Raw genomic sequence first — 25,233 nt, 5'->3', positions numbered from 1 at the left:
TGGGTGTCTAGAGTGGATTTCCTTATATAACAATTTACAGGTCTGTAACCTGTAGGTTTGATCTGAAGTGAAGAGTTGTCAGCAATGGAACAAAAAACGTTATTAATCGAATGTCCGGATTCGAAAGGTCTGATCGCACAAATTACCAATATTTGTTACAAGCATCAGTTAAATATCACCCGCAATACCGAGTATGTTGATCCGGATTCTGGTCGTTTTTATATGCGCACTCAGCTGGAAGGTATTTTTAACGACCATACTTTATTATTGGATTTAGATCGCGCTTTACCGGCAGGGAGTGAACGGCAGTTAGTCGGTACAGCAAAAAAGCGGGTAGTTATCCTCGTCACTAAGGAAGCTCATTGTCTTGGTGATATTCTGATGAAAGTGTTTGATGGCTCCCTTGAGTTGGATATCGCGGCGGTGATTGGCAATCATCCGAATTTACAGGCACTGACAGAAAAGTTTGATCTGCCTTATCATTTTATTGACCATCAGGGTGTCAGCCGGGTCGAACATGAACAATTAATATTGACCCAAGTCGCGCAGTATCAACCCGACTATCTGGTACTGGCAAAGTTTATGCGGGTGCTGAGTCCTGACTTTGTTGCTTGCTATCCGCAGCGTATCATCAATATACATCACAGTTTTTTACCTGCTTTTATTGGAGCGCATCCATACCGGCAGGCGTTCAATCGTGGCGTGAAAATTATTGGTGCGACCGCGCATTTTGTCACAGATAGTCTGGACGAAGGCCCGATTATTAAACAAATGGTGTCAAATGTTGATCATACCTACAGCGCAAAAGATATGGCGAAAGCTGGGCGGGATGTTGAAAAAAATGTACTGACTAAAGCTCTGGAACTGGTAGTTGAAGATCGGGTATTTGTGCACGGCAATAAAACCGTCATACTTTGATAAAACGCTCGCGCAGGAGAGTCTATGCAACCCAGAAGTGTTGAATTCCGTTTTCTCGCAGAACCCACGCATGTCAACTTTGGCGGCAAAGTGCATGGCGGTATGGTGATGAAATGGCTGGATCAGGCAGCATACGCCTGCGCTGCGCGCTGGAGCGGGCTGTATTGTGTCACGGTCTCAGTCGGTACCATTCGCTTTCGCCGGCCTATTCTGGTCGGGCACTTGGTCGAGCTTGAAGCCAAAGTCGTACACACCGGCAGTACCAGCATGCATATATTTGTGCAGGTACGTTCTGGGGACAGTAAAAGCGGTGAACTGGCGGAAACCAATCATTGCATTATTACCTTTGTGGCGCTGGATGAGCAGGGCAACACGGCCAAAGTGCCGGTATGGCAACCGGAAACACCGGAAGATAAATTCCTCGAACAATATGCCATTCAGATGAAACAGTTCTCGCAAACGGTCGAGCAGCAAATGTTGGACTTTTATCAGGAGCAACAACTTGATGCGTAATCTCTTGCGGGTCTCTGTGCTTGGCTTGCTGTTTGGGCTTATCACCACAGTACAGGCTGCGCCAGAGAGCCTCAGTGCCGAGCTAGAACCGTTACGGCCCTATATCGGTAAAACCTGGCGTGGCTTGTTGTCAGAGCCGGGGAAGCCAGAAAAAGTCGATATCAGCCACTGGGAACGGGCGTTAAACGGTACTGCAGTCAAAATTCGCCACTCGGTGAACCAAGGCGAATACGGTGGTGAGACGACCATATTTTTTGACAAGAAACTGCAGCAGATACGTTATTATTATTTCACCACTGCCGGTTTTTATACTCAGGGTGTGATGCAGTTTGATGCAAAAACCGGCGTGTTAGCGGCACAAGAGCAGGTTGAAAATAATGCCAATGGCATCACCGCAGTGCGCTCGTCGTCGTCACTTGGGGCAGGACAGTTAAAAGTCAGCGCTGAATATCTGCAACATGGTAAATGGGTTTTGGGCCACAGCGCCATTTATACAGAGGCGCCGGACGCAAAAGTAGAGTTCAAATAGCGTTATTTCTCACTGAGATAGTCGTCGGTCAGGTCTAATGCATAAATATTGTCGATCTGATTGGCGCTGGAGTGACTGACCCGCAGATCCTTAATCCGGCCGTTGCGCAAGCTGTAAACCCAGCCATGTACTGTCAGCTCCTGACCGCGTTCCCAGGCCTCCTGTACCACACTGGTGTGACATACATTCCGCACCTGCTCGATGACGTTGAGTTCGCACATCCGGTTTTGCCGCTCGGCTTCAGTTTCCAGTGCTTCGATCTCATCGCGGTGCATGGCGTAGACATCTTTAATATTGCGCAACCAGTTATCGACCAGGCCGATGCGTTGTTTGTTCATAGCCGCATTAATGCCACCACAACCGTAATGGCCGCAGACGATAATATGTTTCACTTTCAGAATATCAATCGCGTACTGTAACACTGACAGGCAGTTGATATCGGCATGCAGCACCAGATTCGCCACATTGCGATGCACAAACAATTCACCCGGCAACAATCCAACGATATCGTTAGCCGGTACCCTGCTGTCTGAACAGCCGATCCACAGATATTCGGGTGCTTGTTGCGCGGACAACTTCTTGAAAAACCCCGGCGCTTCCAATTCGATACGGTCGGCCCATGCCTTGTTATTCTCAAACAGATGTTTTAACGATTGCATTCGTATCCCCGGCCATAAAATTCTGCTTAAGATACCCGATTTGTTGCTGAAAACCAGCACCGACCAGCTGCCTGCGCTGAAATGACAGATTTTCCTGCGATTCTGCCATTTCTTTTTCTTTATAATAACTCTATGATATTCGCACTTATTATATCGCCAACATAGAAGGTTCTCTTTATGTCATTATTACTGGATAAACGTGAGTTAAAAAAAGCAGCAAAAGAATTGTCTGTTGTAAAATTACAGGAAGTAATTGATGTATTGAAATCGGTACTTGATGAGCGTCAGAAAGAATCCGAAGTTCTGGACAAAGTACGAGAGTTCGCCCGTGCGCAAGGTTTTACGCTGGAACAATTAGGTTATAAATTAAATGCAGAAGGCACAGTCGTTATCAGTCATGACGAAGAGCCGCAGCAAGATGATTCAAAACGTCCGGTAAAACCTAAATTCAAAACAATCAACAAAGAAAGCCAATTCTTTTATGTTGAAAATGGTCAGCTGCAGTTGTTGAAAACGCACACGATGAAAAAAGCCCTGAACGACAAAGGCATTGATGTCGTACCATTTTCAAAAGTTGAAAAGAAATATGTGAAACAAATCGACGCATTACTGGCAGACGCGACCAGCCAGGCGCTGGTTAATTTTAATGCAAAAGTCGATGTCTGGAATGAATGGGCCGCAGTGCACCATGAAGAGATCCTGGTCAAACGTTGATTTGACAAGATAAAATTTGAGAATTAAAAAAGGAGCCTTTGGCTCCTTTTTTAATTCTCAGATCTACGCGAACCGGTTTATTTTGTTTGTGCGTCCAATGTCTGACCATTGATATCGCAGCTTTGGTCAGACATCAGATACAAATACAGCGGCATGATGTCTTCAGGGGTTTTTAACTGACGCTGGTCTTCACCCGGGTACGCAGCATTACGCATCTTAGTTCGGGTAGCGCCTGGGTTGATGCAATTGGTGCGGATGCTGGAGTTTTCGTATTCATCCGCAATTAATTGCATCATGCCTTCTGTGGCAAATTTAGAGACTGAATAGGGACCCCAATAGGCCCGGGCTTTACGACCGACGCCAGACGATGTAAAAATCAACGACGCCTTGGGTGCTAATGCCATCACTGGCAGCAGGGCTTGTGTCATCAGCATCGCGCTGGTCAGATTCACTTGCATGATTTTCTGCCAGGTCTCTAAATCGATATGGGTGAAAGGGGTCAGTACACCTAGTATGCCTGCGTTGTGCAACACACCATCCAGCTTGCCAAATTCCGCTTTGATCGTATTGGCCATGTCCGTGTAATGTTGTTTGGTCGCACCATTTAAATCCAGCGGAACAATTGCTGGCTCTGGTGCGCCGGCAGAGACTATCTCGTCATAAACTGCTTCGAGTTTTTTAGTGGTTTTACCCAGCAATATCACTGTCGCGCCTGCAGCGGCAAAACTGATAGCCGCCTGGCGACCTATACCGTCACCGGCACCGGTGACTAAAATGGTTTTACCGGCCAGTTCATCTGGCTTTGCGATGAAATTAAGCATGAAAAACAACCTCTTCAGCTGCTGAAATCGCGCGCAGAATACAGCGTTGTCGCGCTTTTTGCACCTTTCTTCAGAGAACTGCAGATTAGACCTAGCGAATTTTTTCTGATTGGGTTAAGTTTAACTGGTCGTAGCTGTTACCAGTCTACACAAAGGAATTTTAATCTGCAGCTGAGCTAAGTTGCGGAAATATAATAAAAAATCAGGACACGGGGAGAACATATGAAGAAGCTTCTGATTAGCCTGGCGGTGACCAGCGCGCTTGGGCTGACCGGCTGTGGTGGTGACTCACTGAATGATATCAAACAAGATGTGGCAAATAACGATCAGGTATTGGTGCCGCTGAGCCGCGTCGTGTTTGATCCAACCGCCGGTAAAGTATCTGTGCCGAATGACTTGTTGTTTCAGGGCACCACCGACGGCACTTTAGTGATGCCGGGTGAAGCGGCAGCCACACCAAACTACACCGACCCACAAACCGCATTGGGTGCATTAGACGGATGGTCGACCCAGAACCCATTTAGCGTGGAGCTGGCTTTTGCCGGTGGCGTCAGCCTGGATGCGGCTAGCGCTTCACGGCCAGACAGTGTGCGATTGGTCGAAGTGTTAATGGGCGACCCTGCATCGCCAGACACCGCTTGCCGTGCTGTACCAAGAGGTGTTGCCTGTAAATCCGTCGGGCAACTGACCTTCGGTCAGGACTTCGTCACCAGAGCTGTCGGTAACAGTGTGGCAGTTATTCCACTGAAGCCACTCAAAGCGGCGACGACCTACATCCTGGTGCTGACCAATAATCTGAAAGACTCCGAAGGTCGCAGTGTTTTGCCATCGACCACCTATGAGCTGGTGAAACAGGATTTGGCGACAATGCCGCTCGGATCTGAATCCCAGCGTGCATTACAGGGCGTGATTAACAGCTTTGAAAATGCAGTGTCAACGCAGTCTATTGCCAAAGACAGTATCATCTACACAGCGGCGATCACGACGCAATCCACAGCGAACGTGCTGTCGACAGTCAAACAGCTGATGCTACCAAGCCCACTGAATGGCAACACGCCACCTAAAGTGGTCGTGCAGAACACCGGTAAATTGGTGTCCGACTTGTTATTCCCAGGCGCAACTATTCCAGACAATCCGGCAGATCCACGTTTTGCGTTTAAATTAGCGCAGTACTACGCCGGCACTATCAGCCTGCCATATTACCTTGGAGTGTCGACGGCTGCAGCTCCAACTGGTGCACTGAGCACTCGCTGGACCGGCCGTTGTGACAGTGGCGCGATGATCGCAGCGCTGACAGATGCGCAGAAAGCCGCACTTGAAGCCGGCATCACGACGCCAGCACAAATGCAAAATGATGCGATTTGTAAAGGTGCCAGTGGCGGCGCGCTGCGTGATTTTGGCATCGATAAACAACGTCACCTGACTAAGTTTAACGTCATCCCAAAACCGAACTCAGTACAGACGCTGCAGGTGCAGATGACAGTGCCAAACGAAGCATATGGCCTGAAGAAACCTGCAACAGGTTGGCCTGTGGTGATCCTGCAACACGGTATCACCGGATGTAAAGAAAGTATGTTGGCTATTACCGGAGCCCTGTCATCACAAGGTTTTGCCACTGTGGCCATTGACCACCCATTGCATGGCAGCCGTGGATTTGATGTGAATGGCGACGGTAAAAAAGATGTGACTGCATCTGGCGCCTATTGTCAGGAATCGGGTAATGCAACTGTCTATATGAATCTGGCAGATATGCTGGTTACCCGTGACAACCTGCGGCAGAGTATCGCTGATATGTTAGGTCTGCGTTTGGGCCTGAACTTCAATAACACGACGGGCCTGCTGAATACCCAAGATGTGCAGTTTATGGGACACTCTTTGGGTGCAATCACTGGCGCAAGTATGGTGGCATTGGCGAATGCAACAACCGGCGTCGCACAGGCAGATGCGCTTTATAAAGTGAGAGCCAGTACCTTAGCAATGCCTGGTGGCGCAGTGGCGAATTTCCTGCTGGAATCACCTGAGTTTGGTAACACCATCAAATCCAGTGTCATGCTCGGATCTGCGGCGTTGTCGACAGGGTTCAAGGCTTTTGTTGATGCACAGAAAGTTTGTGTGGATGCTGCAACCTATGCCGGCTGTGCTGCCCGTTTTGTTGATGGTTATCTGGCGGATTTGACTGCAAAAGGTCAGGTTGCCACTTTGACCGCGATCAGCGCCACGTTTAGCCAATTTGTGTTTGCCGCCCAGACGATTACTGATGCCGGCGATCCAAATAACTACGCTGCGATGCACGTAGCAGGCAAAACACCAGTACATATTCTGGAAGTGGTTGGTAACGGGTCTACTAACAAGTCTGATCAGGTCATTCCAAACCAGGCTGTTAATATGCCGTTAGGTGGTACTGAACCTTTGGCCCGCTTGTTAGGTGCTGTTGCCTTGCCAGCCAAGGCTGGTTCTTATGTGATCGAACGCGCGGCAATTGCACGCTTCACTGAAGGTGACCATGCGTCAATTCTGAGTCCGACGGCCAGTGCAGCGGCAACAGCAGAAATGCAGCGGCAAACCGCTTCGTTTTTCTTAAGTCGCGGTACCGGCATTCAGGTGACTAATGCTGCAGTGCTAAAAGCACAATAACCGCAGAAATGACTAAAAAACCCGGTACTGCCGGGTTTTTTTTCGCCCAAATTTGGCGTTTGCGCGCAGCAACCCGTCTGTTTCGAGGCTATCCGGCAGATGGAATGTCGCGTTAGAATGGCTACAGGTTAACGACAAAGGATAACAAGTGGAATTTCTATTCGAATACGGCATGTTTCTCGCTAAAACGCTGACGTTGGTCTTAGCGATTGGTGCGGTGATCCTGATGATTGTCATTGCGACGGTCAAACCAAAGGCCAGCAAAGGCGAGTTGTGTTTTGATGATTTGTCCGCGGACTATCAGGCGCTAAAATCGGATTTGCAGCAGCAGCTGCTGGATAAAAAAGCGTTTAAGATTTGGCAGAAAGCGGCCAGTAAAGCGACCACGCCACAGGCCAAGCTTTTTGTCATTGATTTTACTGGCAGTATGGACGCCCATGAAGTGGACGCGTTACGGGAGGAAGTGACGGCGGTGCTTGCTGTCGCACAAGCGGACGATGCCGTGCTGGTTCGTCTGGAGTCGGGCGGCGGCGTCGTGCACGGCTATGGACTGGGGGCTTCTCAGTTACAGCGTTTGCGGCAGAAAAATATCCCGCTAACTGTGGCAGTGGACAAAGTTGCCGCCAGTGGTGGTTATATGATGGCGTGCATTGCAGACAAAATTGTCGCGGCACCGTTTGCGATTGTTGGCTCGATTGGCGTCATTGCTCAGCTGCCAAACTTCAATAAGTTGCTGAAAAAGAACCACATTGATTTCGAGCAATTCACGGCCGGCGAATTCAAGCGCACAGTCACAGTCTTTGGCGAAAATACCGACAAAGGCCGGCAAAAGTTTCAGCAGGAACTGGAAGAAACCCACGTGCTGTTTAAACACTTTGTGAAGCGTCACCGGCAGCAGCTGGAAATTGATGAAGTTGCGACCGGTGAACATTGGTTTGGCTATCAGGCGCTTGAGCTGAAACTGGTAGATGAACTGACGACCAGCGATGATTACTTGTTGACGCAATTGAACGAACGTCAGGTTTACAAAGTGCAGTATCGGATCCGTAAGTCCATTGCGGAGAAATTGGGACTGGCTGCAGCGACAGCGCTAAAAAGCACGGTACAGCAGCTACAGCAACTGACATTGTGGCGCTGAGATGGAGCCGGCATTCTGGTTGCGCTGCTGGCAGCAGGACCAATTGGGCTGGCAACTGGATGCCGTCCATCCATTATTGAGTCAGGCGCCGGCCGATTGGCTGGATCAGCGGCCGGTATTTGTGCCGCTATGCGGTAAGTCGCCAGACCTGCTTTTTCTGGCTCAGCATGCTGCAGTGACTGGCGTGGAGCTGTCTGACCTGGCCTGTGCTGACTTTTTCCGCGAAAACGGACTTGCCGTGGAAACCTGCCAGGATGCAGGCTTTGTCAGATCTCAGGCTGCCAATATTTGTCTGTATCAGGGGGATTATTTTGCATTGTCCCCGACGCATGTTGGCGCTTGTCAACGCATCTATGATCGCGCTGCCTTAATAGCTTTGCCAGCTTCAATGCGGCAACGTTATGTCCGCCATCTCAGAACGTTACTACCACAGGCCGACCTGCTGTTGTTGAGTCTGGAGTATCCGGCAGCCGAAAAACAGGGGCCGCCATTTAGCGTCCCTGCGGATGAAATCAGAGCGTTGTTTGATTTTGCCAGCATCACTCAGTTGCAACAGCGCGATCTGACGGGGCAGGGCTTTGCCCGTCGCAGGTTTGACACCAGTGCGCTCATTGAGACCAGCTGGCGTATCAGGTGGAATTAAAAAAGCCGGCAATGCCGGCTTCTACTTAGTATCTAGTCGCAATCAGGACTGTTGTCCTGCTTTGGGATCGTTATAAACCGTCTCATCAAAGCAGTTTTCACTTTTGCCAACCAGGCAAGACACCATTGCATCACCGGTGATATTGACTGCTGTGCGTGTCATATCTAGCAGACGATCTACACCGATAATCAGGGCAATACCTTCAACCGGCAGATTGACTTGCTGCAGAACCATAGCCAGCATCACAAGACCAACACCAGGTACACCCGCGGTGCCGATAGAGGCGAGAGTTGCGGTCAGTACGACCAGCAGATAATCGCTGAAAGTCAGGTCAATTCCATATACCTGAGCGATAAAAACGGTCGCTACACCCTGCATAATGGCGGTACCGTCCATATTAATGGTCGCACCCAATGGAATAGTAAAAGAAGCAACTTTGTTATCAACACCCAGCTTCTGGGTGGTAGTCGTCATATTGCTGGCAATCGTGGCGTTACTGCTCGAAGTGCTGAAGGCAAACAGGGCAGTTTCTTTCATTTTACTGAAGAACATCAATGGATTCAGTCTTGCGGCAAACACCATAAATGCGCCATAGACAATAAAACCATGGAACAACAGCACAAACATAACCAACGCAAAATACTTGGCTAAATTGGCCATATCACCGAGATCGAGGATCGTGAATTGCTTCGCCATCAGGAAAAACACACCATATGGCGAGAAGTGCATGACGATCCCGACTAATTTCATCATTGCGGTGTTGATATCTTCGAACATCAACCGCAGCCGTTCGCCAGCATCGCCGGATAACGCCAATGCAATACCAAATAACACGGCAAAGACGATGATTTGCAGCATTTCACCTTTCGCCATCGCATCGATTGGGTTGCTCGGGAACATGTTGATAAATACCTGAGCAATCCCCGGCGCCTGACCCGGATTAAAATCACTGCTCAGCTTCATATCAACGCCTTCGCCAGGCTTTACCATAGTGGCGAAGAATACCGCGATAGCGATAGCGAGTGCAGTGGTCAGGATGTACAGGCTCATGGATTTACTGCCGATACGTCCAAGGGTTTTAATATCTTTGAGCGAACTGGTGCCACAAATCAGTGACACCAGAACCAACGGCACCACCAGCATTTTTAAGCTGGCGATAAATATCTGGCCACCAACGTGGAAAAAGCCATCAATGAATAAAGCTTTGATCCCAAAGCTGAAAGCGCCAAGATCAACGATCCGTTCTGCTTGACCATCCAGCAGGAATTTAAACAGAGTACCGACGAGGATACCGAGAGCCATCGCGAGCAGGATTCGCGTGGTCAGATTGTATTTTGTGTTTGTAGTCATCTGGGCACATGGGTTATAACAGGGTTAAGGACGGCGTAATCTAGCAGTTTCTGAACTAAAAGAAAAATTTGTGGTTTGGCCCAAGTAAATTCTCGCTGTGACGTGGATGAATCGGCTAAGCTAGAAAAGATATAAAATCTAATGAAAATAGCCAGCTAGGGAGAGTTTTCATGCGAAACATCCGGCAACTTCTCGTTGCGTTTCTGATGAGTGTTGTAGTCGCTTGTGGTGGGGGTGGAACTCTGGGAACCGGGGGGACACCGGAAACTCCGAAATTCGCCGCTGCGCTCCGGTTGTTGGATGCTGCAGGTACAGAAAGCAACACTTTATCAAATAGTACTCCACTCACCGTTGAATATACCTTGGCTTCGACCAACGGTGGAACAATCAGCGGACAACTTATCACTTTTGAAATATCAGACAGTGCCGTCGCCACATTTAATAATGGTACCGCGTCAGCAGTGACCAACAGCAGTGGTGTCGCCCGAATTGGTTTGATCGTCGGGACTAAATCGGGTGCCGCGACTATCTCAGCCAGCCTGCCGGACAATACTAAAATCACTAAAGCGTTTAATTCTGCCGGTGATAATCCGGCCGCCGACGTCCTGACGATGACGATGAGTCTGGTTGACAACTCAGGTAAAGAAGTGACATTGGTCAGTAAAGACAAGCCAGCAAAAGTCAGAGCGGTGCTGAAATCAAAACTGGGGTTGAATGTCAGCGGCAGGCAAGTAAATTTCTCGATGAATCTCACCGATTTGGCGCGGTTCAGTAACACCGCTGGGACTGCACAGACCAATAGCGCCGGTATTGCGGAAATTGGCTTAGAAGCAGGCACGGCAAGCGGTGCCGGCACTTTAACTGCGATATTAAATGGTAATGAAGCAGTCAGTGCCAACAGGTCATTTGATTCGGCTGGCGATGGTGGCACAGTGACAACAGATCCGGTCAGTAGTCTGTTGTTGCAATCAGATAAGCTGCAGATCGGCAGTGGTGCAGTAGATAAAGTGGAGCTGACTGCCATAGTTCGGGACAAAGACAAGAATCTGCTGAAAAATGTGGCGGTGAAATTTGCTGTTGAATCCGGCTTTGACGCTGAAATTGAGGTGCAGTCTGCAACGACTGACAATACCGGCGTGGCAAAAGCAGTATTGACGACCAAATCAAACCCATCATTACGTGAAATCCTGCTCAGTGCCTCGGCAGGATCAGCCGGTGCAAAGTCCTACCTGACGCTAAAAGTAGTGGGCACTGATATCGAAATCGCTTCGGCGCCAGCCGTTGTGCTGGGCAGCAGTATTGATATGACCTTTACCGTGCTGGATTCGTCTGCGAAGCCGATCCGAGATACCGTCTTGTCATTGTCATCAGAATTGAAAAATAGTTTCAGTAACACCACACCACGCACTGATGCTGCGACGGGACGCGCTACTGTACGTTATACCGCAGCGAATAGTGGTATCGATACGGTGACTGTATCTGCGCTCGGCGTGATTAAAACTATTCGCATTGAAGTGAATGCGGATGCATTTGCTTATGTGAAACCAGCCAATGAAGCCGCAATTCCGGAAATCGCCTTGAACACTGTGGCCACTGCGGCAGTGAAGTGGACTCGCAGTGGTTCGCCGATGGCGGGTCAGGATGTTGGATTTACTACAACCCGGGGCGTCATAGCCGCTGATACAGTGGGATTGGCGGATAATAAAGTCGTTGCGACTATCCAGACGAATGCAGCCGGTGAAGCGCAAATCTCGATGCGGTCTGCTTTTGCCGGCCTTGCCAGCATTTCTGCGAATACCCGCGGCACGGGCGCCGCATTGCAAGCACAAAAAATCGTTGAGTTTATCGCGACGAATCCAGATCCGGCGCGTCCGCTGGAAGTGCAGGCGATCCCAGCACAATTGGCTCCCGGAGAGAAAGCGCTGGTGCAGGCGATTGTGCGGGACGTCAACAATAATCCGGTCAAAAATAAAGAAGTGGCATTTAGTCTGGTCGATTCGTTTGGTGGGCAGCTCAATCCTGCTACTGCGCGCACTAATTCACAAGGGATCGCGACTACAGAGTTTACTGCCGATGTGACTACACCAGGCAGCGGTACGCCGCAAGAACCAAAAGGTTTGAAGATTAAAGCCAGCATTGCTGACAACGATGCTATTACCGGCACTACGCCAATTGCAGTCGGTAACCGGACGTTATTCTTCCGTTTTGCCACCGGCAATGGCATTGAAGAATCGACCGATAAAATTTTGTATAAATGGAAATATGCGGTTTTAGTCACGGACTCTACGGGCAATCCTGTACCAAACCAGACGCTGACAGTTTCTGTACTGCCCAAGCGTTATGACAAAGGAGCATGGTTTAAGCGGCCTAAAAACGCAGCCTTTAAATACTGGGAACCACGTCCTTCCACTAGACCTGACGACTTAACCTGCTTATCAGAAGACAAAAACCGCAACGGAATCCTTGATGCTGGTGAAGATGCGAATGGTGATAAATTGCTGACCCCTGGCAATGTGGTGTCAGTTGAAAAGACTATCGTCGCTGGTACTGACGGGATCGCGTATTTCACTTTAACTTATGCGAAAGAAATGGCAGCTTTTGTCGAAGTGGATATTACTGTCTCAGGCTCTGCTGCTGGGACCGAAAATGTCAGTTCGCGTTCTGTTATGCTGGCCTACCTTAATGATGATGTGACTGATGAGGCTGATCCACCATGGAATAGTCCTTTTGGCGTGGATGCTGAGGCAGATGAAGTTGATTTTACAACGACAGCGATCTGTGCAATTAACTGACAAACACGCCCGTCGTTTTGACGGGTGAATAAAAAAGCCACCTTATGGTGGCTTTTTTATACTCAGCTTTCGTGATAGCCGCTTATTGCTGGAAGCGGTAAACCGAACCCAGATTGAGGATTTTGGTTAACTCATCCAGCGCAGTGCGAGACTCAACCAGCAATAATGGATCTGCCAGTTCAGCTTCGCTGATTTGGTCACGATAATGCGCGTCGACCCACTGATTCAACCGGTTAAACAATGCATCCGTCAACAGCACATTCGGGTTAACCGCTTGACGCTCGGCTTCGCTTAACGCGACCCGTAAGCGCAGACATGCCGGGCCGCCACCGTTACGCATACTTTGTTTTACGTCGTAATAATGCACCTGTTTGATCGGCGTACCACGGCCGGTTAATTCAGCTAAGTACGCAGAAACCCGCGGATGATCCCGACATTCGGTTGGCGCGATAATCGCCATCTCACCGGACGGTAATGTAATGACCTGCGTATTAAACAGATAAGTCTGAATGGCTTCCTGTACAGACACTTCGTGGTCCAGCACTTCAATCAGATGCAGCGCGGTTTTATCGCCGAATTTGCGTTGCACTTCAGCCAGTTTGGCGTCGCTGTCAACAAAAGCTTGCTGATGATAAAACAGCACGTTTTGGTTGCCCACGGCAATCACATCGTTGTGAAACACGCCCTGGTCAATCACTTCCGGGCTTTGCTGGATATACACCACTTTGTTGTCTGACAAACCGTGCAAACGCGCGACGGCTTCACAGGCTTCAAAGGTGTGGCGGGCGGGGAAATTGCGCGGTGCCGGTTTGTTGTAGTCAAAGGCGTAACGGCCAAATACAAATAACTCGACGCCTTGTTCGCCATATTCGCTGCAAAGCCGGGTATGGTTTGCCGCGCCTTCGTCACCAAAATGGTCGTTATCCGGCAGATGCGTGTGATGAGCAAAATGTTTGCTGTCACTGAACATGGCCTGCAAAATCCGACCCGTGGTTTCCGGCTCCAGTGAGCGGTGGAATTTGTTGGTCAGGTTGGCCGGCGTAAAATGCACGCGGCCATCAGCGGTATCTTTACTCGGTGAAATGGTGGCAGCGTTCGCTGTCCACATGCTGGAAGCGGAACAAACCGCCCGCAGCACCGCCGGCGCTTGTTTTGCCGCTTTGGCAATGACTTCAGCGTCAGTTCCGGCAAAACCGAGCCGGCGCAACGTATAGACGTCCGGTCTTTCTTGCGGAGCCAATACGCCTTGTACCATGCCGAGGTCCGCTAACGCCTTCATCTTGGCAAGACCTTGTTTGGCGGCTTGCTTCGGATTGGAGGTGTTTTTCGCGTTATTCAGCGAGGCGACGTTACCGACTGACAAGCCGGCGTAGTTGTGTGTTGGCCCGACAAGGCCATCAAAGTTTGCTTCAAAGTACTTCATTTTTGCTTTATTCCTTCAGTTGGAAGGGGCACTGTTTTTATTATTTTTGCGGCCGTTTTAGGTTTGCTTCATTTATGAGTCTGCTGCTTAAAGCAGCAGAAAGCCCGTAGAATCGGGCCTTCCAGCATAATAATGAGTTTATGTACTTGTCACAACTTCAGAATACGGATATACGTTAAAAAGGCGTGTAGAATAACGACACAGGTTTAGGGATCCCGGACAAACAATGGCGAAATCACTGGTTATAGTCGAATCACCGGCAAAAGCTAAAACGATCAATAAGTACTTAGGTTCTGATTTTATTGTAAAAAGTAGCGTGGGGCATATCCGCGATCTTCCTTCAAGCAGCAGTAAAGATAAAACCAAAACATCTGACAGTCAGCTGAGCAAGGCAGAAAAAGAGTATCAGGCCTTAGTGGATCGGATGGGTATTGATCCACAAAACGGCTGGAAAGCCCGGTACGAGATCCTCGCCGGCAAAGAAAAAGTCGTGAAAGAATTAAAAATGTTGGCGGAAAAAGCAGACACTGTTTATCTGGCAACGGACTTGGACCGCGAAGGGGAAGCCATTGCCTGGCATTTACAGAGCATCATTGGCGGTGAAGCGGGCAAGTTCAAACGGGTGGTTTTCAACGAAATCACCAAAAATGCGATTAAAAATGCCTTCACAGAACCTGGTATCGTCAATCAGGATCGGGTTGATGCACAGCAGGCACGGCGTTTCCTGGACCGTGTAGTTGGTTTTATGGTGTCCCCGTTGCTATGGAAGAAAGTCGCCCGTGGCTTGTCTGCCGGTCGGGTGCAATCCGTAGCGGTGCGGCTGGTAGTCGAACGCGAACGCGAAATTAAAGCCTTTGTGCCGGAAGAGTATTGGACTGTCGACGCTGATGTCCGTAATCCACGCCAGGCGCAGTTGCGCTTAGAAGTCGCCCGTCAGGCTGGCAAAGCGTTCCGTCCGGTGAATCAGCAACAAACTGATGCGGCTGTGTCTTTACTGCAAAAAGCGGCCTATCAGGTCACAGATCGCGAAGACAAACCTTCCAGCTCAAAACCACAAGCACCTTTTATTACTTCGACACTGCAACAGGCGGCCAGTACCCGCTTAGGTTATGGCGTGAAGAAGACTATGATGCTGGCGCAGCGTTTATACGAAGCTGGTTATATTACCTATATGCGTACCGATTCGACCAATTTGTCGGCGGACGCTGTTGGCGCAGTGCGTGATTTTATCGTGCAACAGTTTGGCGAAAACTATCTGCCAGCCGAGCCTTTGACTTACGGCAGTAAAGCCAATGCGCAAGAAGCGCACGAAGCGATCCGTCCATCGGAGGTTACAGTGCAGGCTTCTGCGTTGACCGATATGGAAGTGGATGCGAAGAAACTCTACGAGTTAATCTGGCGGCAGTTTGTTGCTTGCCAAATGCCGCCGGCGCTTTATGACGTAACGAATATCACTGTGCAGGCAGGTGAATTTGAGCTGCGTGCCAAAGGTCGCGTATTACGCTTTGATGGTTGGACCCGGGTACAACCGGCACAAAAGCGTAAAGACGAAGAAGAAAATGAATTGCCGGATCTGAAAGTCGGTGAAGTCTTGGCGCTGGAGCAACTGCTGCCGGCGCAACATTTCACCAAACCGCCGGCGCGGTACAGCGAAGCCAGTCTGGTAAAAGAGCTGGAGAAACGTGGTATCGGCCGCCCTTCGACTTATGCAGCTATCACGTCAACCATTCAGGAACGCGGTTATGTCAAAGTCGACAATAAACGCTTCTATGCGGAAAAAATGGGCGAAATCGTTACCGACCGTCTGGTGGAAAATTTCAGCGATCTGATGAACTATGACTTCACCGCCAACATGGAGTTGAAGCTCGACGATATCGCCAACGGGGAAGCTGGCTGGCGTAAAGTGCTGGACAATTTCTACGCCGATTTCTCGAAACGACTGAAAGTGGCCGAAGGCGAGAGCACTGACGGTGGCATGCGCACCAATCAGTTTGTGCTGACCGATATCGATTGCCCGACCTGTGGCCGTAAAATGGGTATCCGTACAGCCAGCACCGGCGTATTTCTTGGTTGCTCTGGTTACAACCTGCCACCGAAAGAACGTTGCACCACAACGATGAACCTGACGCCGGGTGATGAAGCGGTACTGGTGGCGGATGATGATGAGCTGGAAACCGAAGTGCTGCGCCATAAAAAGCGCTGCGTGAAGTGCGGTACAGCAATGGACTCGTACCTGCTGGATGAGAATCGCAAACTCTATGTTTGCGGTAACAATCCAGGTTGTGATGGCTATCTGGTTGAAAGCGGCGCTTTTAAAATCAAAGGTTATGACGGTCCATTGATCGAATGCGAGAAATGCGGCTCGGATATGCAGTTAAAATCCGGTCGTTTCGGCAAATACTTTGGCTGTACCAACAGTGACTGTAAAAACACCCGTAAATTATTGCGCAACGGCGAAGCGGCGCCACCAAAAGAAGATCCGGTGCATTTACCGGAACTGCGCTGTGAAAAGTCAGACGCTTACTTTGTGCTGCGTGACGGTGCTGCCGGTTTGTTCTTGGCTGCGTCAACGTTCCCGAAAAGTCGCGAGACCCGGGCGCCACTGGTTGCTGAGTTACAACGCTTTAAAGATCGGATGATGCCGAAGTTTCATTATCTGGCAGAAGCGCCAGCACAAGATCCGGCAGGAAATGCCACTGTGGTGCGCTGGAGCCGCAAGACCAAACAGCAATATGTGATGTCAGAAAAAGATGGCAAAGCAACGGGCTGGATGGCTTGGTTTAAAAACGGCAAGTGGGTTGAAGGCAAAGCCGACGCTTGATAACGTTCAACTAAAAAAGCCCGCAGTGCGGGCTTTTTTATTGCTTCGGGTTTTGACTGACGCCAATTGTGCTTCAAGCAGCCTCAGTAAATTACCATTTGCGTTTTGGTGCAAACAACACATCCAGATCGTTGTTTTCCTGTTCGGCTTTTTTCTGCCGGTCACGCAGATTGCCTTCTTTCAGTTCTTCGGCAATTTCTTGCAGGATAGTGGCCATTTCAGCACGGCGTGACTGCACATATTCATCGACGTGGCTGGCATTACTGAGCGTCACCAGCGCTTTTTCATAACACTGACGGGCTGACCCAAGTAGTTGGTTCGCACGTGCCTGATTGCCGCGTTTAATCTGACTTTCGACGTTGATCCGCAACTGCAGATTCTCCAGCCGCCGATCTTCCTGGATCACCAGTTGTGTATCGATATTGCCGCGGGCATGCTCGGCGCGCAGAATAGTGCGAAGCTTTTTAATGCCTTGGATCATGCCGATGATTTGCTTGTCATTGTCAGGCAAACTGATGTTTTCTGCGGCGCCAGGGCTTTCTTTACTGAGTTCAGCGAGTCTTTTTTCGGTATCTGCCAGTCGGCTTTTTAAATCACGGGAATTGGTTTCAAGTTCAACCATCGCTTTGAGGGTGTAGGCAATACGCGTCAGCAGCATCTGGACGATGCCCTGAGTCAGCGGCACATTGGCGGCATTCAGCAGGATCTCTTCAGTGTCTTCCAACATGCCACGCAGCTTGGTGAATTCGGCGCGTTTTAACGTGGCAAGGCGCTCTTTGTGTTGCTGCATCGCACTGGCAACGACAGAAATCACCAACAAGCCGATGAAAAGCACCACAATTACGGTAAAAGCCATCTGCACCTCAGGATTGGTCTTGCCTCTGCATCTTAAACAGAAATGCCGGAAAATGCCATTGTTTGCAATTGATTACGGCAGGATCAGCCGGAATACTGCACCGCCGAATGCTCCGCCGTTACTCAGTTCGATCCGCCCGGTACGGCCTTGATTCCGGTGCGCCCGCGCTATCATATGAGCAAAAAACAAGCCAAGACCGGTGCGCCCGGCGGCAAGATTAAGGTTATGGATGCCTTCGTCGCTATTGTCCAGCATATCTGCCGGATAACCTGCACCATCATCGTGAATTTCCACAAACAGTTGCTGCTGCTGTTCAAATGCCCGCAGCAGCAATTTGGTGTTGGAATAACGCAGTGCGTTGACAAACATATCATTGACCAGATTACTGATTAAATCATTATCAAAAAACCAGCTGAGCTGCCCGGGACAGTCAGTGATCACGTCAATATTCCGTTGCGTGCTGTACAGACCGTTTTTGATCAGGATCTCATCACAGAGATCGTCGAGATTATACTCGTCCATATGCAGCGGCAATTGGTCTTTTTCGATACGGTACAACGAGAGCAACTGCAACAGATTGGTATTGAGCCTGGTAGCCTCGTAATGAATTCGGGCCAGTTCCTGGCTGGCAGACTCAGATTTTTCTGCCAGTTCCTGCTGTAACATGTCCATTGACTGGATCAGCATGCACAAAGAATTCTTCATGTCATGTACACCAGATGCCAATACAGTGGCGAAATCGATATCAGGATGTTCCACAGTCTGCTCCTGCAAAGTTCTGCTGGGTTTAAGGAAAAAGTACTACAGTCTGGCTAGTTTTTTAGCTACTATTAGTTATACATAAACAAAAAACAATGAACCGTTGGAATAATTAACCGCGTTTTATTGCTGGCAGTGGCCGTCAACCATGGAAAGCATGACCCATGAAATTACAACAGTTACGTTACATTGTCGAAGTGCTGAATCACAACCTGAATGTTTCTGCGACCGCAGAAAGCCTTTATACGTCGCAGCCAGGCATCAGTAAACAAGTACGGATGCTTGAAGATGAGTTGGGCATTCAAGTGTTTGGCCGCAGCGGTAAACATCTGACGCATGTCACACCAGCAGGACGCGATGTGATTGAAATTGCCCAGCAAATTCTCGCGAAAGTTGAAAGCATTAAAGCTGTGGCGAAAGAGCATACACTGCCGGATCAGGGTAAACTGAACATCGCAACTACGCACACACAAGCCCGTTATGCGCTGCCTGGCGTCATTGGCGGTTTTATTAAAAAGTTTCCTAAAGTGTCTCTGCATATGCATCAGGGCACACCTCAACAAATTTCAGAAGCGGCATCGCGCGGTGAAGCCGATTTTGCCATTGCAACGGAAGCGATGCATTTGTTCAGTGATTTGGTGATGCTGCCATGTTATCACTGGAACCGCAGTGTAATTGTGCGTAGTGACCATCCACTGGCCACATTACAACGCAAAATTGAAATTGAAGATGTAGCGCAATATCAGATTGTCACTTATGTGTTTGGTTTTACCGGACGCTCAGAACTGGACCGCGCTTTTGGTGAAAAAGGTCTGGAGCCGAAGATTGTGTTTACCGCGACCGATGCTGATGTAATTAAAACTTATGTCCGGCTCGGGCTCGGTGTTGGGGTCATCGCATCAATGGCGATGGATAAAGACCTTGATACGGATTTAGTGGCGATTGATGCCAGCCATTTGTTTGCCGCGTCCACCACCAAGATTGGTTTTCGCAAGGGCACTTTCCTGCGCACCTATATGTATGATTTCATTGAGCGCTTCGCCCCGCATCTGACCAAAGATGTAGTTGAACGCGCCAATTTGCTGCGCAATCAGGAAGAAATTGACCGGATGTTCGCCAAATTTGAGTTGCCGGTACGTTAATTGTCATAAAACCAGCACAGCTCGATACGTACAAAAGGACAGCCCAGGCTGTCCTTTTGTATTTGCACCACTGACCATAGCAACCCGCAACCTGAATTCATCCCGAAATTTTCCCGTTAAATAGTCCGGCCGTTCATTTACCTGCATAGATTTTTACTTAAATAGACGTCTAGATGTTGATGTGTCCATTTAAACTGATTACAGTGCGTCCTGGCCATTGAATTCCCATCGCGGGCTACCTGAGTAAAACGCATGCAAATCGATCTGAAGCTGTTAAAAACCATTCGTGCTGTGGCGCAGACCGGCTCAATGCAGGGGGCCGCCGGCCGCTTGTTTGTCACACAGTCGGCGTTGTCACATCAGCTGAAAGAGATTGAACAACAGCTCGGTCAGCCATTATTTGTCAGGAAGTCGCAGCCGGTACAGTTCAGCTGGCAAGGGCAGTTGTTGCTGCAGTTAGCTGATGAAATACTGCCAAAAATCGATGCGGCGCAGCGGCAGCTGAAACAGCAACCCGAGTTGCCGGCACAGTTGCGGCTGACGGTGGAATGCCATGCCTGCTTTCATTGGTTGCTGCCAGCGGTAAAAGCCTTTCGACAGCAATGGCCAGAAGTGGCACTGAGCCTGGATACTGAGATTGAACATCATGCGATTGAGGCGATGCTGGCCGGTGAGCTGGATTTAGTGCTGACGACTGACGAGCGGCTGACACAGCAGGTCTGTTATCAACCATTGTTTGAACTGGAGCTGCTGGCTTATCTGGCGCCGGAGCACCCGCTGGCAGCGAAAACCTGGCTAGCACCGGAGGATTTACGCGAAGCGCGGTTATTAAGTTATCCAATTCCGCCAGAGCGGCAGGATTTGTTTCGTTATTTTCTGAAAAAACAGGATTTCAGCGGCGAGCGCAAATCCGTGGCACAGGCCAGCCAGATGTTACAGCTGGTGGCGGCCGGTGAGGGGATCGCAGTGCTGCCGGTTTGGCTGGCAGAACCGTTTTTGAGTCAGGGGCTGATTGTCACGCGGCCGCTCGGTGCGCAGGGCCTGAAGAGAACTATGTATCTGGCCAGCCGGCGTGGCGACAGTCACAGCGCCTTGCAGGCGCTGTATAGCTTATTAAAATGCCATGCGCCGGTTTAAGCTTCGTAGGGCAGTGGATCTGTCGCCTGATTTAACGTGAAGGCTTCGAGCCGTTCTGCACAGGAGCCGCATTTGCCACAGGCTTTTGCCCGGCCATTGTAGCAAGTCCAGGTTTTGCTGTAATCCAGCCCCATCGCCAGACCATCGCGCAGAATCTCAATTTTGGTTTGTTTTAGGTACGGGCTAATAATTGCGACCGGTTCATAGTTGGCGATTTGGCAGACATCATGCATTTTCTGCACAAATTCCGGCCGGCAATCCGGATAGATAAAGTGGTCACCGGAGTGAGCGCCGTAATACACCGCTTGTGCGTCCAATGATACGGCGTAGCCAACTGCCAATGAAATCAAGATCATATTGCGGTTTGGTACGACGGTGGATTTCATATTGTCAGCAGCGTAATGACCTTCCGGCACTTCGATATCTGAGGTCAGCGACGAGCCGCCAATCAGTTGGTTAATCGCGGATATATCGACTACTTTGTGATTAATGCCAAGCTCAGCACAAACGGTTTTGGCACATTCCAGTTCCCGCACATGACGCTGGCCATAATTAAACGACAGCGCGTACACTTCATGACCGTCGTTGATGGCTTTGTGTAACACGGTAAAAGAATCCATACCACCGGAATAAATCACAACAACTTTTTGCGGCATCTGGAAAGCTCCCGTTATAATGGCCAACAATTTTTGGGGCGCGCATTGTACTGCAATTCGGCCCGATGCTAAAGGAAATCAATTCGCCGTGTATAAAGTCAACGAGATCTTCGAAACTATCCAGGGTGAAGGCAGCTATACCGGCACGCCGGCGATTTTTGTCCGCCTACAGGGCTGTCCTGTCGGTTGCGCCTGGTGTGACACTAAACATACCTGGGACATTGAACCGGCTCTGTTAATTGCGCTGAGCGATACCAGCAGTAAAAAAGCGGAGTCCGATCATTGGGCCAATGCCAGTGCTGACGATTTGCTGGCGTTGTTTAATGGCCGTGGCTATCGTGCCCGCCATGTTGTGATCACCGGCGGTGAGCCTTGTATTTATGACTTAAATCCGTTGTGTGAGCTGTTACATGCGCACGGCTACAGTACCCAAATTGAAACCAGCGGTACTTTTGAAATTCTGGCCCCGGCTGCAACCTGGGTCACGGTCTCTCCGAAAGTGAATATGAAAGGTGGTTATCCGGTCCTGACCAGTTGCCTGCAGCGCGCCAATGAAATCAAACATCCGGTAGCGATGGAAAAACATATTGAAGAATTACAGGCACTGCTGGCTCTGGTCGATTGCAGTGGCAAACTGATTTATCTGCAACCTATCAGTCAAAAAGCCAAAGCGACTGCGCTGGCAATTGACATGTGTAAACAGCATAACTGGCGCCTCAGTGTGCAAGTGCATAAATATCTTGGCATCAACTGAGCGCAGGATGTTCTGCTAGCTGCTTCAGCTAGCAGCGCTTTGTTCTTCTGACAGCCATTGACACAGCGTGTCTAGAGCCGGATCTGCGCTATCTGCTTCCAGCAACTGGGATTTTAGTTGCGCCGGCATCGTCAGAACTTCAAGCCAACGTTGCGCTTGCCAGCAACCATCTTGCCATTGTGGCGCTGGATACAAGGCTGCCAGTTCAGGGTTTTGCTGGTAAATTTGCTGCAGTGCAGCTACCAGCGGTTGCTGAGCTGCCGTCAGTGGTTGGGATGGCCAGTCTGCCAACGCTTCCGTCTCTGCGACATGCAGCTGGTCGGCTTCTTGCCAGCGTTTGCTGATCCGCAGCCGTTGAGTACCTTCAATGGTAATGCCCAATAAACCATCATCCAGCTGGCAAAAATCAACGATTTGCACCAGTGTCACCACCGGAAAAATCCGCGCCGGGTGTTGTTGATGGACATAAGGGTTTAACAGCGCACTGGCAAACGGACGCTGCTGTGCTTCGCGCACCAGCCGTTGGTAACGGGGTTCAAACACCCGCAACTGCATCCTTCCTTGTGGCAATACAATCTGACTCAGCGGAAATAATGCAATAGCTTCTGACATGGGGACCGTCTCTGGTTGTTCATACTGGTGGATACGACGCGGGACCCTCGCTGGATTTGTCAGTGCCTGCTGAAACTTTACTGATTTTTTGTTATGGTAAAACAACCAGCGTCTGAATAGGTTGTGTCCGTCATGCCTGATTTTTCTAAGTGTTCGGCCAGGTGGTCGGCGCTGTTTCATGGGGTCGTTTTCTGTGGCCTCTGTGTGGCGGGGGGCGCGCAGGCGGAGGGAATTAAATCACTGAACGTGTTGTCGCCGCCGTTAAAAGCTGCGGTCAGTGATACCAATGCTGTGCCTTTTGCTATGTTTGCCGGCAACGGCCAATTGTCCGGTGGGCTGGCGAAGGATATCCTCGATTTGGTGGCGTTGGAGTTACGCAGTCAGGTTATCTACCTGGATATTCCGCGTGCCCGGCTGGAACCATGGCTGAGTAGTGGTCAGGCGGAAGTGGGTTGTTTTTTAAATCCGGATTGGGTGAGCGAACCCAAACGTTTTGACTGGACCGACACGCTGTTTTTCAGCCGGCAGCTGATTATTCGTCGCTCGGACAGTGCGCCAATCCGCCAGCTGGCAGATTTGTATTACAAACGCGTAGGGACTACTTTCGGTTTTGTTTATCCTGAATTGCAGCAGGCCTTTGTTGAACGGCTAATTGTCCGCGATGACGCCCATTCGTTGCAAAGTAATCTGCAACGGCTGGCGCAGCAGCGCTTAGATGCAGTGATGACGGTCGATTTGAGCTTTTTTTATCTGGTCGGACAGCACCAGTTTGATGTTGATTTTGTGGCTGAACCGCTGTGGAGTGTACCGCCAGGCGTATTTTGTGCGGTGAGTCAGCAATCTTCGCGTCGTCAGGCAATTTTGCAGGCATTCAGCCGGCTAAAGTCGCTCGGGACCATTGAGAAATTAGTGCAAAAATACAAAGGCGTGCCGGTGACTTAACCCCCAATCATTAACACGCCCTAGCACCGGCTGAATGGTCAGCCGACGGGGGGAACCCAGTTATTGGCCAACCGGGTCATCTTTTAATTTGGGGATCTTCAGCCCAAGTTCCTTGCCGCGGTCCCTGGCGTAATAGGTACAGCCGTAGAACATCAGACAGGCAAAGAACACTTCGGCCAGCGCCAGATAAAACGCCATGCCCTGACTGACCCAGAGATGGGTCAGACCATGCACAAAATAAATCATCACGATAAAATTAGCCCAGGCAAAGGTATAGGCTTTGCCTTGCCAGATCCCTTTGAGTGGCAACCATAATGGCCCCCACAACAAAGCCAGTAATACCCTGGCGCTGCCCATTTCCGGCGGCGCCAACCATAACACCCACAACGGGATTAGAATAAATAACGCCAGATAACCGGCCTGGCCAATCCGTAACAGCCGGCGGGTGGATGGGGCGAGTGGGGATTGTTGTTCAAATAACACTTTCATTGTAGTTTCCCGGCAAAACGCGCCAGGCGTTTGCCAAATTCAAGACATAAAATGGATTCATGCTGGCTCAGTTGCGGGCCCTGCTGTTGACTGCTGGCATGAGTACTGACATGAGTTGGGCCATACGGCGTGCCGCCACTCTGCGTCTGATGCAGCGCGGGCGCATCATAGGGTTGCCCGAGCAGGACCATACCGTGGTGTAACAATGGCAGCATCATCCCCAGCAGATTGGCTTCTTGCCCGCCATGCATCGACGACGACGCGGTAAAGACGCCGGCTGGTTTATCGATGAGTGCGCCTTGCAGCCACAGATCTGTGGTTTGCTCCCAGAAGTGTTTCATTTCCACACTCATCTGACCAAAACGCACCGGGCTGCCAATGGCGATCGCATGGGCTTGCATCAGTTCAGCTTTGCTGACCACCGGGTGTGCCGGCGATGGGGCTGCGTTTGGTGTGATGGCCGCGACCGTGCGCAGCAACGCTTCCGCACCGGCACTTTGCACACCGATGGCAATTTTTTCTGCCAGCAATTGCACTGAACCGTGGCGGGAGTGATACAGGATCAGCACCTGAGCCGGCATCAGAGCAGGTCCTGCAATTTTTGCAGAGGCCGCGCCACTACGGCTTTATCGGCCCATTCGATAATGGGGCGTTCAATCAGCTTTGGTGTCTGCAACATCGCATCGATCAGCGCGTCGTCTGTCAGCGCTGGATTATCCAGCCCGAGCGCCAGATATTCGACTTCTTTGTCCCGCAGTAGCTGGCGGGGCTGATAACCCAGCTTTTGCAATAACTGCGTCAGCTGGCTGCGATCCGGTGGCGTATCGAGATAATAAACAACTTCAAACGGCAAACCGCGTGCAGTCAACAAGGCCAGCGCTTCGCGGCTTTTTGAACAGCGGTTGTTATGGTAAATCTTCAGCATGCAATA

Annotated in this window: 24 protein-coding genes; 13 read left to right on the top strand and 11 right to left on the bottom strand. The window is 50.1% G+C overall.

The window, feature by feature from the left end; all coding sequences use genetic code 11:
• Positions 1 to 84: 84 nt before the first annotated feature.
• The 3 genes from purU to ACQ66Q_RS06265 are packed head-to-tail and all read left to right on the top strand — an operon-like array spanning position 85 to position 1,960.
• Complete coding sequence (gene purU, locus ACQ66Q_RS06275; RefSeq protein ID WP_430456006.1) at positions 85 to 918, top strand: formyltetrahydrofolate deformylase; 834 nt, start codon at positions 85 to 87, stop codon at positions 916 to 918.
• 24 nt (positions 919 to 942) lie between these two features.
• Entirely contained in the window at positions 943 to 1,431 is a 489-nt protein-coding gene (locus tag ACQ66Q_RS06270; RefSeq protein ID WP_430456005.1) for an acyl-CoA thioesterase, read from the top strand.
• On the top strand, positions 1,424 to 1,960 hold the full coding sequence (locus ACQ66Q_RS06265) for a hypothetical protein (RefSeq protein WP_430456004.1): 537 nt from the start codon (positions 1,424 to 1,426) through the stop codon (positions 1,958 to 1,960). The genes ACQ66Q_RS06270 and ACQ66Q_RS06265 overlap by 8 nt, the downstream gene beginning before the upstream one ends.
• A gap of 2 nt (positions 1,961 to 1,962) precedes the next feature.
• Here ACQ66Q_RS06265 and can read toward each other — a convergent pair whose 3' ends face one another.
• Positions 1,963 to 2,619 carry a carbonate dehydratase gene (gene can, locus ACQ66Q_RS06260; RefSeq protein WP_377247074.1) on the bottom strand — a complete coding sequence of 219 codons (657 nt, stop codon included), beginning with the start codon at positions 2,617 to 2,619 and terminating at the stop codon, positions 1,963 to 1,965.
• A 177-nt stretch (positions 2,620 to 2,796) separates the two neighbouring features.
• On the opposite strand from can, the gene ACQ66Q_RS06255 reads away from it, so the two are divergent.
• On the top strand, positions 2,797 to 3,333 hold the full coding sequence (locus tag ACQ66Q_RS06255) for an H-NS histone family protein (RefSeq protein ID WP_430456003.1): 537 nt from the start codon (positions 2,797 to 2,799) through the stop codon (positions 3,331 to 3,333).
• 77 nt (positions 3,334 to 3,410) lie between these two features.
• Here ACQ66Q_RS06255 and ACQ66Q_RS06250 read toward each other — a convergent pair whose 3' ends face one another.
• The gene (locus ACQ66Q_RS06250) at positions 3,411 to 4,154 is read right to left on the bottom strand and encodes a YciK family oxidoreductase (RefSeq protein ID WP_430456002.1); all 744 of its coding nucleotides are present in this window, start codon (positions 4,152 to 4,154) and stop codon (positions 3,411 to 3,413) included.
• 222 nt (positions 4,155 to 4,376) lie between these two features.
• Between ACQ66Q_RS06250 and ACQ66Q_RS06245 the strand changes: the two genes are divergently transcribed.
• From ACQ66Q_RS06245 to ACQ66Q_RS06235, 3 genes are all read left to right on the top strand, one after another.
• Positions 4,377 to 6,788 (top strand): VolA/Pla-1 family phospholipase, encoded by a 2,412-nt coding sequence (locus tag ACQ66Q_RS06245; protein WP_430456001.1) that lies wholly within the window; start codon positions 4,377 to 4,379, stop codon positions 6,786 to 6,788.
• 148 nt (positions 6,789 to 6,936) lie between these two features.
• Positions 6,937 to 7,926 (top strand): protease SohB, encoded by a 990-nt coding sequence (gene sohB, locus ACQ66Q_RS06240; protein ID WP_430456000.1) that lies wholly within the window; start codon positions 6,937 to 6,939, stop codon positions 7,924 to 7,926.
• 1 nt (position 7,927) lies between these two features.
• Positions 7,928 to 8,569, top strand: a complete 642-nt coding sequence (locus tag ACQ66Q_RS06235) for a thiopurine S-methyltransferase (protein WP_430455999.1) — start codon at positions 7,928 to 7,930, stop codon at positions 8,567 to 8,569.
• 42 nt (positions 8,570 to 8,611) lie between these two features.
• Here ACQ66Q_RS06235 and ACQ66Q_RS06230 read toward each other — a convergent pair whose 3' ends face one another.
• Positions 8,612 to 9,919 (bottom strand): dicarboxylate/amino acid:cation symporter, encoded by a 1,308-nt coding sequence (locus ACQ66Q_RS06230; RefSeq protein WP_430455998.1) that lies wholly within the window; start codon positions 9,917 to 9,919, stop codon positions 8,612 to 8,614.
• A 170-nt stretch (positions 9,920 to 10,089) separates the two neighbouring features.
• On the opposite strand from ACQ66Q_RS06230, the gene ACQ66Q_RS06225 reads away from it, so the two are divergent.
• Positions 10,090 to 12,711, top strand: a complete 2,622-nt coding sequence (locus ACQ66Q_RS06225) for an Ig-like domain-containing protein (RefSeq protein WP_430455997.1) — start codon at positions 10,090 to 10,092, stop codon at positions 12,709 to 12,711.
• Between the two features lie 82 nt (positions 12,712 to 12,793).
• Here the strand turns inward: ACQ66Q_RS06225 and astB are convergent, their stop codons facing one another.
• Entirely contained in the window at positions 12,794 to 14,134 is a 1,341-nt protein-coding gene (gene astB / locus ACQ66Q_RS06220; protein WP_430455996.1) for an N-succinylarginine dihydrolase, read from the bottom strand.
• A gap of 226 nt (positions 14,135 to 14,360) precedes the next feature.
• Here astB and topA point away from each other — a divergent pair, with 226 nt between their 5' ends.
• A complete protein-coding gene (topA, locus tag ACQ66Q_RS06215; RefSeq protein WP_430455995.1) occupies positions 14,361 to 16,955 on the top strand; it encodes a type I DNA topoisomerase in 2,595 nt (864 codons plus the stop codon).
• A gap of 91 nt (positions 16,956 to 17,046) precedes the next feature.
• Here the strand turns inward: topA and ACQ66Q_RS06210 are convergent, their stop codons facing one another.
• Positions 17,047 to 17,811, bottom strand: a complete 765-nt coding sequence (locus ACQ66Q_RS06210) for a hypothetical protein (RefSeq protein WP_430455994.1) — start codon at positions 17,809 to 17,811, stop codon at positions 17,047 to 17,049.
• Between the two features lie 72 nt (positions 17,812 to 17,883).
• Positions 17,884 to 18,570 (bottom strand): sensor histidine kinase, encoded by a 687-nt coding sequence (locus ACQ66Q_RS06205; RefSeq protein ID WP_430455993.1) that lies wholly within the window; start codon positions 18,568 to 18,570, stop codon positions 17,884 to 17,886.
• 164 nt (positions 18,571 to 18,734) lie between these two features.
• Here ACQ66Q_RS06205 and cysB point away from each other — a divergent pair, with 164 nt between their 5' ends.
• Positions 18,735 to 19,712: an HTH-type transcriptional regulator CysB gene (cysB, locus tag ACQ66Q_RS06200; protein WP_377247035.1), complete on the top strand. Its 978-nt coding sequence runs from the start codon at positions 18,735 to 18,737 to the stop codon at positions 19,710 to 19,712.
• Between the two features lie 252 nt (positions 19,713 to 19,964).
• On the top strand, positions 19,965 to 20,849 hold the full coding sequence (locus tag ACQ66Q_RS06195) for a LysR substrate-binding domain-containing protein (RefSeq protein WP_430455992.1): 885 nt from the start codon (positions 19,965 to 19,967) through the stop codon (positions 20,847 to 20,849).
• On the opposite strand, the gene queC is transcribed toward ACQ66Q_RS06195, so the two are convergent.
• Positions 20,846 to 21,505, bottom strand: a complete 660-nt coding sequence (queC, locus tag ACQ66Q_RS06190; protein WP_430455991.1) for a 7-cyano-7-deazaguanine synthase QueC — start codon at positions 21,503 to 21,505, stop codon at positions 20,846 to 20,848. The two genes, ACQ66Q_RS06195 and queC, sit on opposite strands and share 4 nt — an antisense overlap.
• Before the next feature lie 88 nt (positions 21,506 to 21,593).
• Here queC and queE point away from each other — a divergent pair, with 88 nt between their 5' ends.
• Positions 21,594 to 22,259 (top strand): 7-carboxy-7-deazaguanine synthase QueE, encoded by a 666-nt coding sequence (gene queE, locus ACQ66Q_RS06185; protein WP_430455990.1) that lies wholly within the window; start codon positions 21,594 to 21,596, stop codon positions 22,257 to 22,259.
• 24 nt (positions 22,260 to 22,283) lie between these two features.
• Here the strand turns inward: queE and ACQ66Q_RS06180 are convergent, their stop codons facing one another.
• The gene (locus ACQ66Q_RS06180) at positions 22,284 to 22,871 is read right to left on the bottom strand and encodes an LON peptidase substrate-binding domain-containing protein (RefSeq protein ID WP_430455989.1); all 588 of its coding nucleotides are present in this window, start codon (positions 22,869 to 22,871) and stop codon (positions 22,284 to 22,286) included.
• A gap of 204 nt (positions 22,872 to 23,075) precedes the next feature.
• Here ACQ66Q_RS06180 and ACQ66Q_RS06175 point away from each other — a divergent pair, with 204 nt between their 5' ends.
• On the top strand, positions 23,076 to 23,813 hold the full coding sequence (locus tag ACQ66Q_RS06175; RefSeq protein WP_430455988.1) for a substrate-binding periplasmic protein: 738 nt from the start codon (positions 23,076 to 23,078) through the stop codon (positions 23,811 to 23,813).
• Positions 23,814 to 23,873: 60 nt separating this feature from the next.
• On the opposite strand, the gene ACQ66Q_RS06170 is transcribed toward ACQ66Q_RS06175, so the two are convergent.
• From ACQ66Q_RS06170 to arsC, 3 genes are read right to left on the bottom strand one after another with little or no spacing between them, the layout of a single operon-like run.
• Complete coding sequence (locus ACQ66Q_RS06170) at positions 23,874 to 24,302, bottom strand: DUF2069 domain-containing protein (protein WP_430455987.1); 429 nt, start codon at positions 24,300 to 24,302, stop codon at positions 23,874 to 23,876.
• Positions 24,299 to 24,883, bottom strand: a complete 585-nt coding sequence (locus ACQ66Q_RS06165; protein ID WP_430455986.1) for an NAD(P)H-dependent oxidoreductase — start codon at positions 24,881 to 24,883, stop codon at positions 24,299 to 24,301. The genes ACQ66Q_RS06170 and ACQ66Q_RS06165 overlap by 4 nt, the downstream gene beginning before the upstream one ends.
• Positions 24,883 to 25,227, bottom strand: coding sequence for an arsenate reductase (glutaredoxin) (arsC, locus tag ACQ66Q_RS06160; RefSeq protein WP_430455985.1), 345 nt, complete (start codon positions 25,225 to 25,227; stop codon positions 24,883 to 24,885). The genes ACQ66Q_RS06165 and arsC overlap by 1 nt, the downstream gene beginning before the upstream one ends.
• Positions 25,228 to 25,233: the final 6 nt, after the last annotated feature.

The organism is Rheinheimera sp. (genome assembly GCF_965283995.1).
Taxonomy (GTDB): domain Bacteria; phylum Pseudomonadota; class Gammaproteobacteria; order Enterobacterales; family Alteromonadaceae; genus Pararheinheimera.
The sequence above is the reverse complement of the archived record's forward strand: the minus strand, read 5'-3'. Positions and strand labels throughout refer to the sequence as shown.

Coding starts and splice junctions, on each gene's coding strand:
- ACQ66Q_RS06165 (WP_430455986.1), bottom strand. CDS start 24,883: ATGCCGGCTCAGGTGCTGATCCTGTATCACTCCCGCCACGGTTCAGTG.
- ACQ66Q_RS06245 (WP_430456001.1), top strand. CDS start 4,377: ATGAAGAAGCTTCTGATTAGCCTGGCGGTGACCAGCGCGCTTGGGCTG.
- ACQ66Q_RS06265 (WP_430456004.1), top strand. CDS start 1,424: ATGCGTAATCTCTTGCGGGTCTCTGTGCTTGGCTTGCTGTTTGGGCTT.
- ACQ66Q_RS06210 (WP_430455994.1), bottom strand. CDS start 17,811: ATGGCTTTTACCGTAATTGTGGTGCTTTTCATCGGCTTGTTGGTGATT.
- topA (WP_430455995.1), top strand. CDS start 14,361: ATGGCGAAATCACTGGTTATAGTCGAATCACCGGCAAAAGCTAAAACG.
- ACQ66Q_RS06235 (WP_430455999.1), top strand. CDS start 7,928: ATGGAGCCGGCATTCTGGTTGCGCTGCTGGCAGCAGGACCAATTGGGC.
- cysB (WP_377247035.1), top strand. CDS start 18,735: ATGAAATTACAACAGTTACGTTACATTGTCGAAGTGCTGAATCACAAC.
- ACQ66Q_RS06170 (WP_430455987.1), bottom strand. CDS start 24,302: ATGAAAGTGTTATTTGAACAACAATCCCCACTCGCCCCATCCACCCGC.
- ACQ66Q_RS06180 (WP_430455989.1), bottom strand. CDS start 22,871: ATGTCAGAAGCTATTGCATTATTTCCGCTGAGTCAGATTGTATTGCCA.
- queC (WP_430455991.1), bottom strand. CDS start 21,505: ATGCCGCAAAAAGTTGTTGTGATTTATTCCGGTGGTATGGATTCTTTT.
- ACQ66Q_RS06225 (WP_430455997.1), top strand. CDS start 10,090: ATGCGAAACATCCGGCAACTTCTCGTTGCGTTTCTGATGAGTGTTGTA.
- arsC (WP_430455985.1), bottom strand. CDS start 25,227: ATGCTGAAGATTTACCATAACAACCGCTGTTCAAAAAGCCGCGAAGCG.
- ACQ66Q_RS06270 (WP_430456005.1), top strand. CDS start 943: ATGCAACCCAGAAGTGTTGAATTCCGTTTTCTCGCAGAACCCACGCAT.
- astB (WP_430455996.1), bottom strand. CDS start 14,134: ATGAAGTACTTTGAAGCAAACTTTGATGGCCTTGTCGGGCCAACACAC.
- ACQ66Q_RS06230 (WP_430455998.1), bottom strand. CDS start 9,919: ATGACTACAAACACAAAATACAATCTGACCACGCGAATCCTGCTCGCG.
- ACQ66Q_RS06195 (WP_430455992.1), top strand. CDS start 19,965: ATGCAAATCGATCTGAAGCTGTTAAAAACCATTCGTGCTGTGGCGCAG.
- purU (WP_430456006.1), top strand. CDS start 85: ATGGAACAAAAAACGTTATTAATCGAATGTCCGGATTCGAAAGGTCTG.
- can (WP_377247074.1), bottom strand. CDS start 2,619: ATGCAATCGTTAAAACATCTGTTTGAGAATAACAAGGCATGGGCCGAC.
- ACQ66Q_RS06250 (WP_430456002.1), bottom strand. CDS start 4,154: ATGCTTAATTTCATCGCAAAGCCAGATGAACTGGCCGGTAAAACCATT.
- ACQ66Q_RS06255 (WP_430456003.1), top strand. CDS start 2,797: ATGTCATTATTACTGGATAAACGTGAGTTAAAAAAAGCAGCAAAAGAA.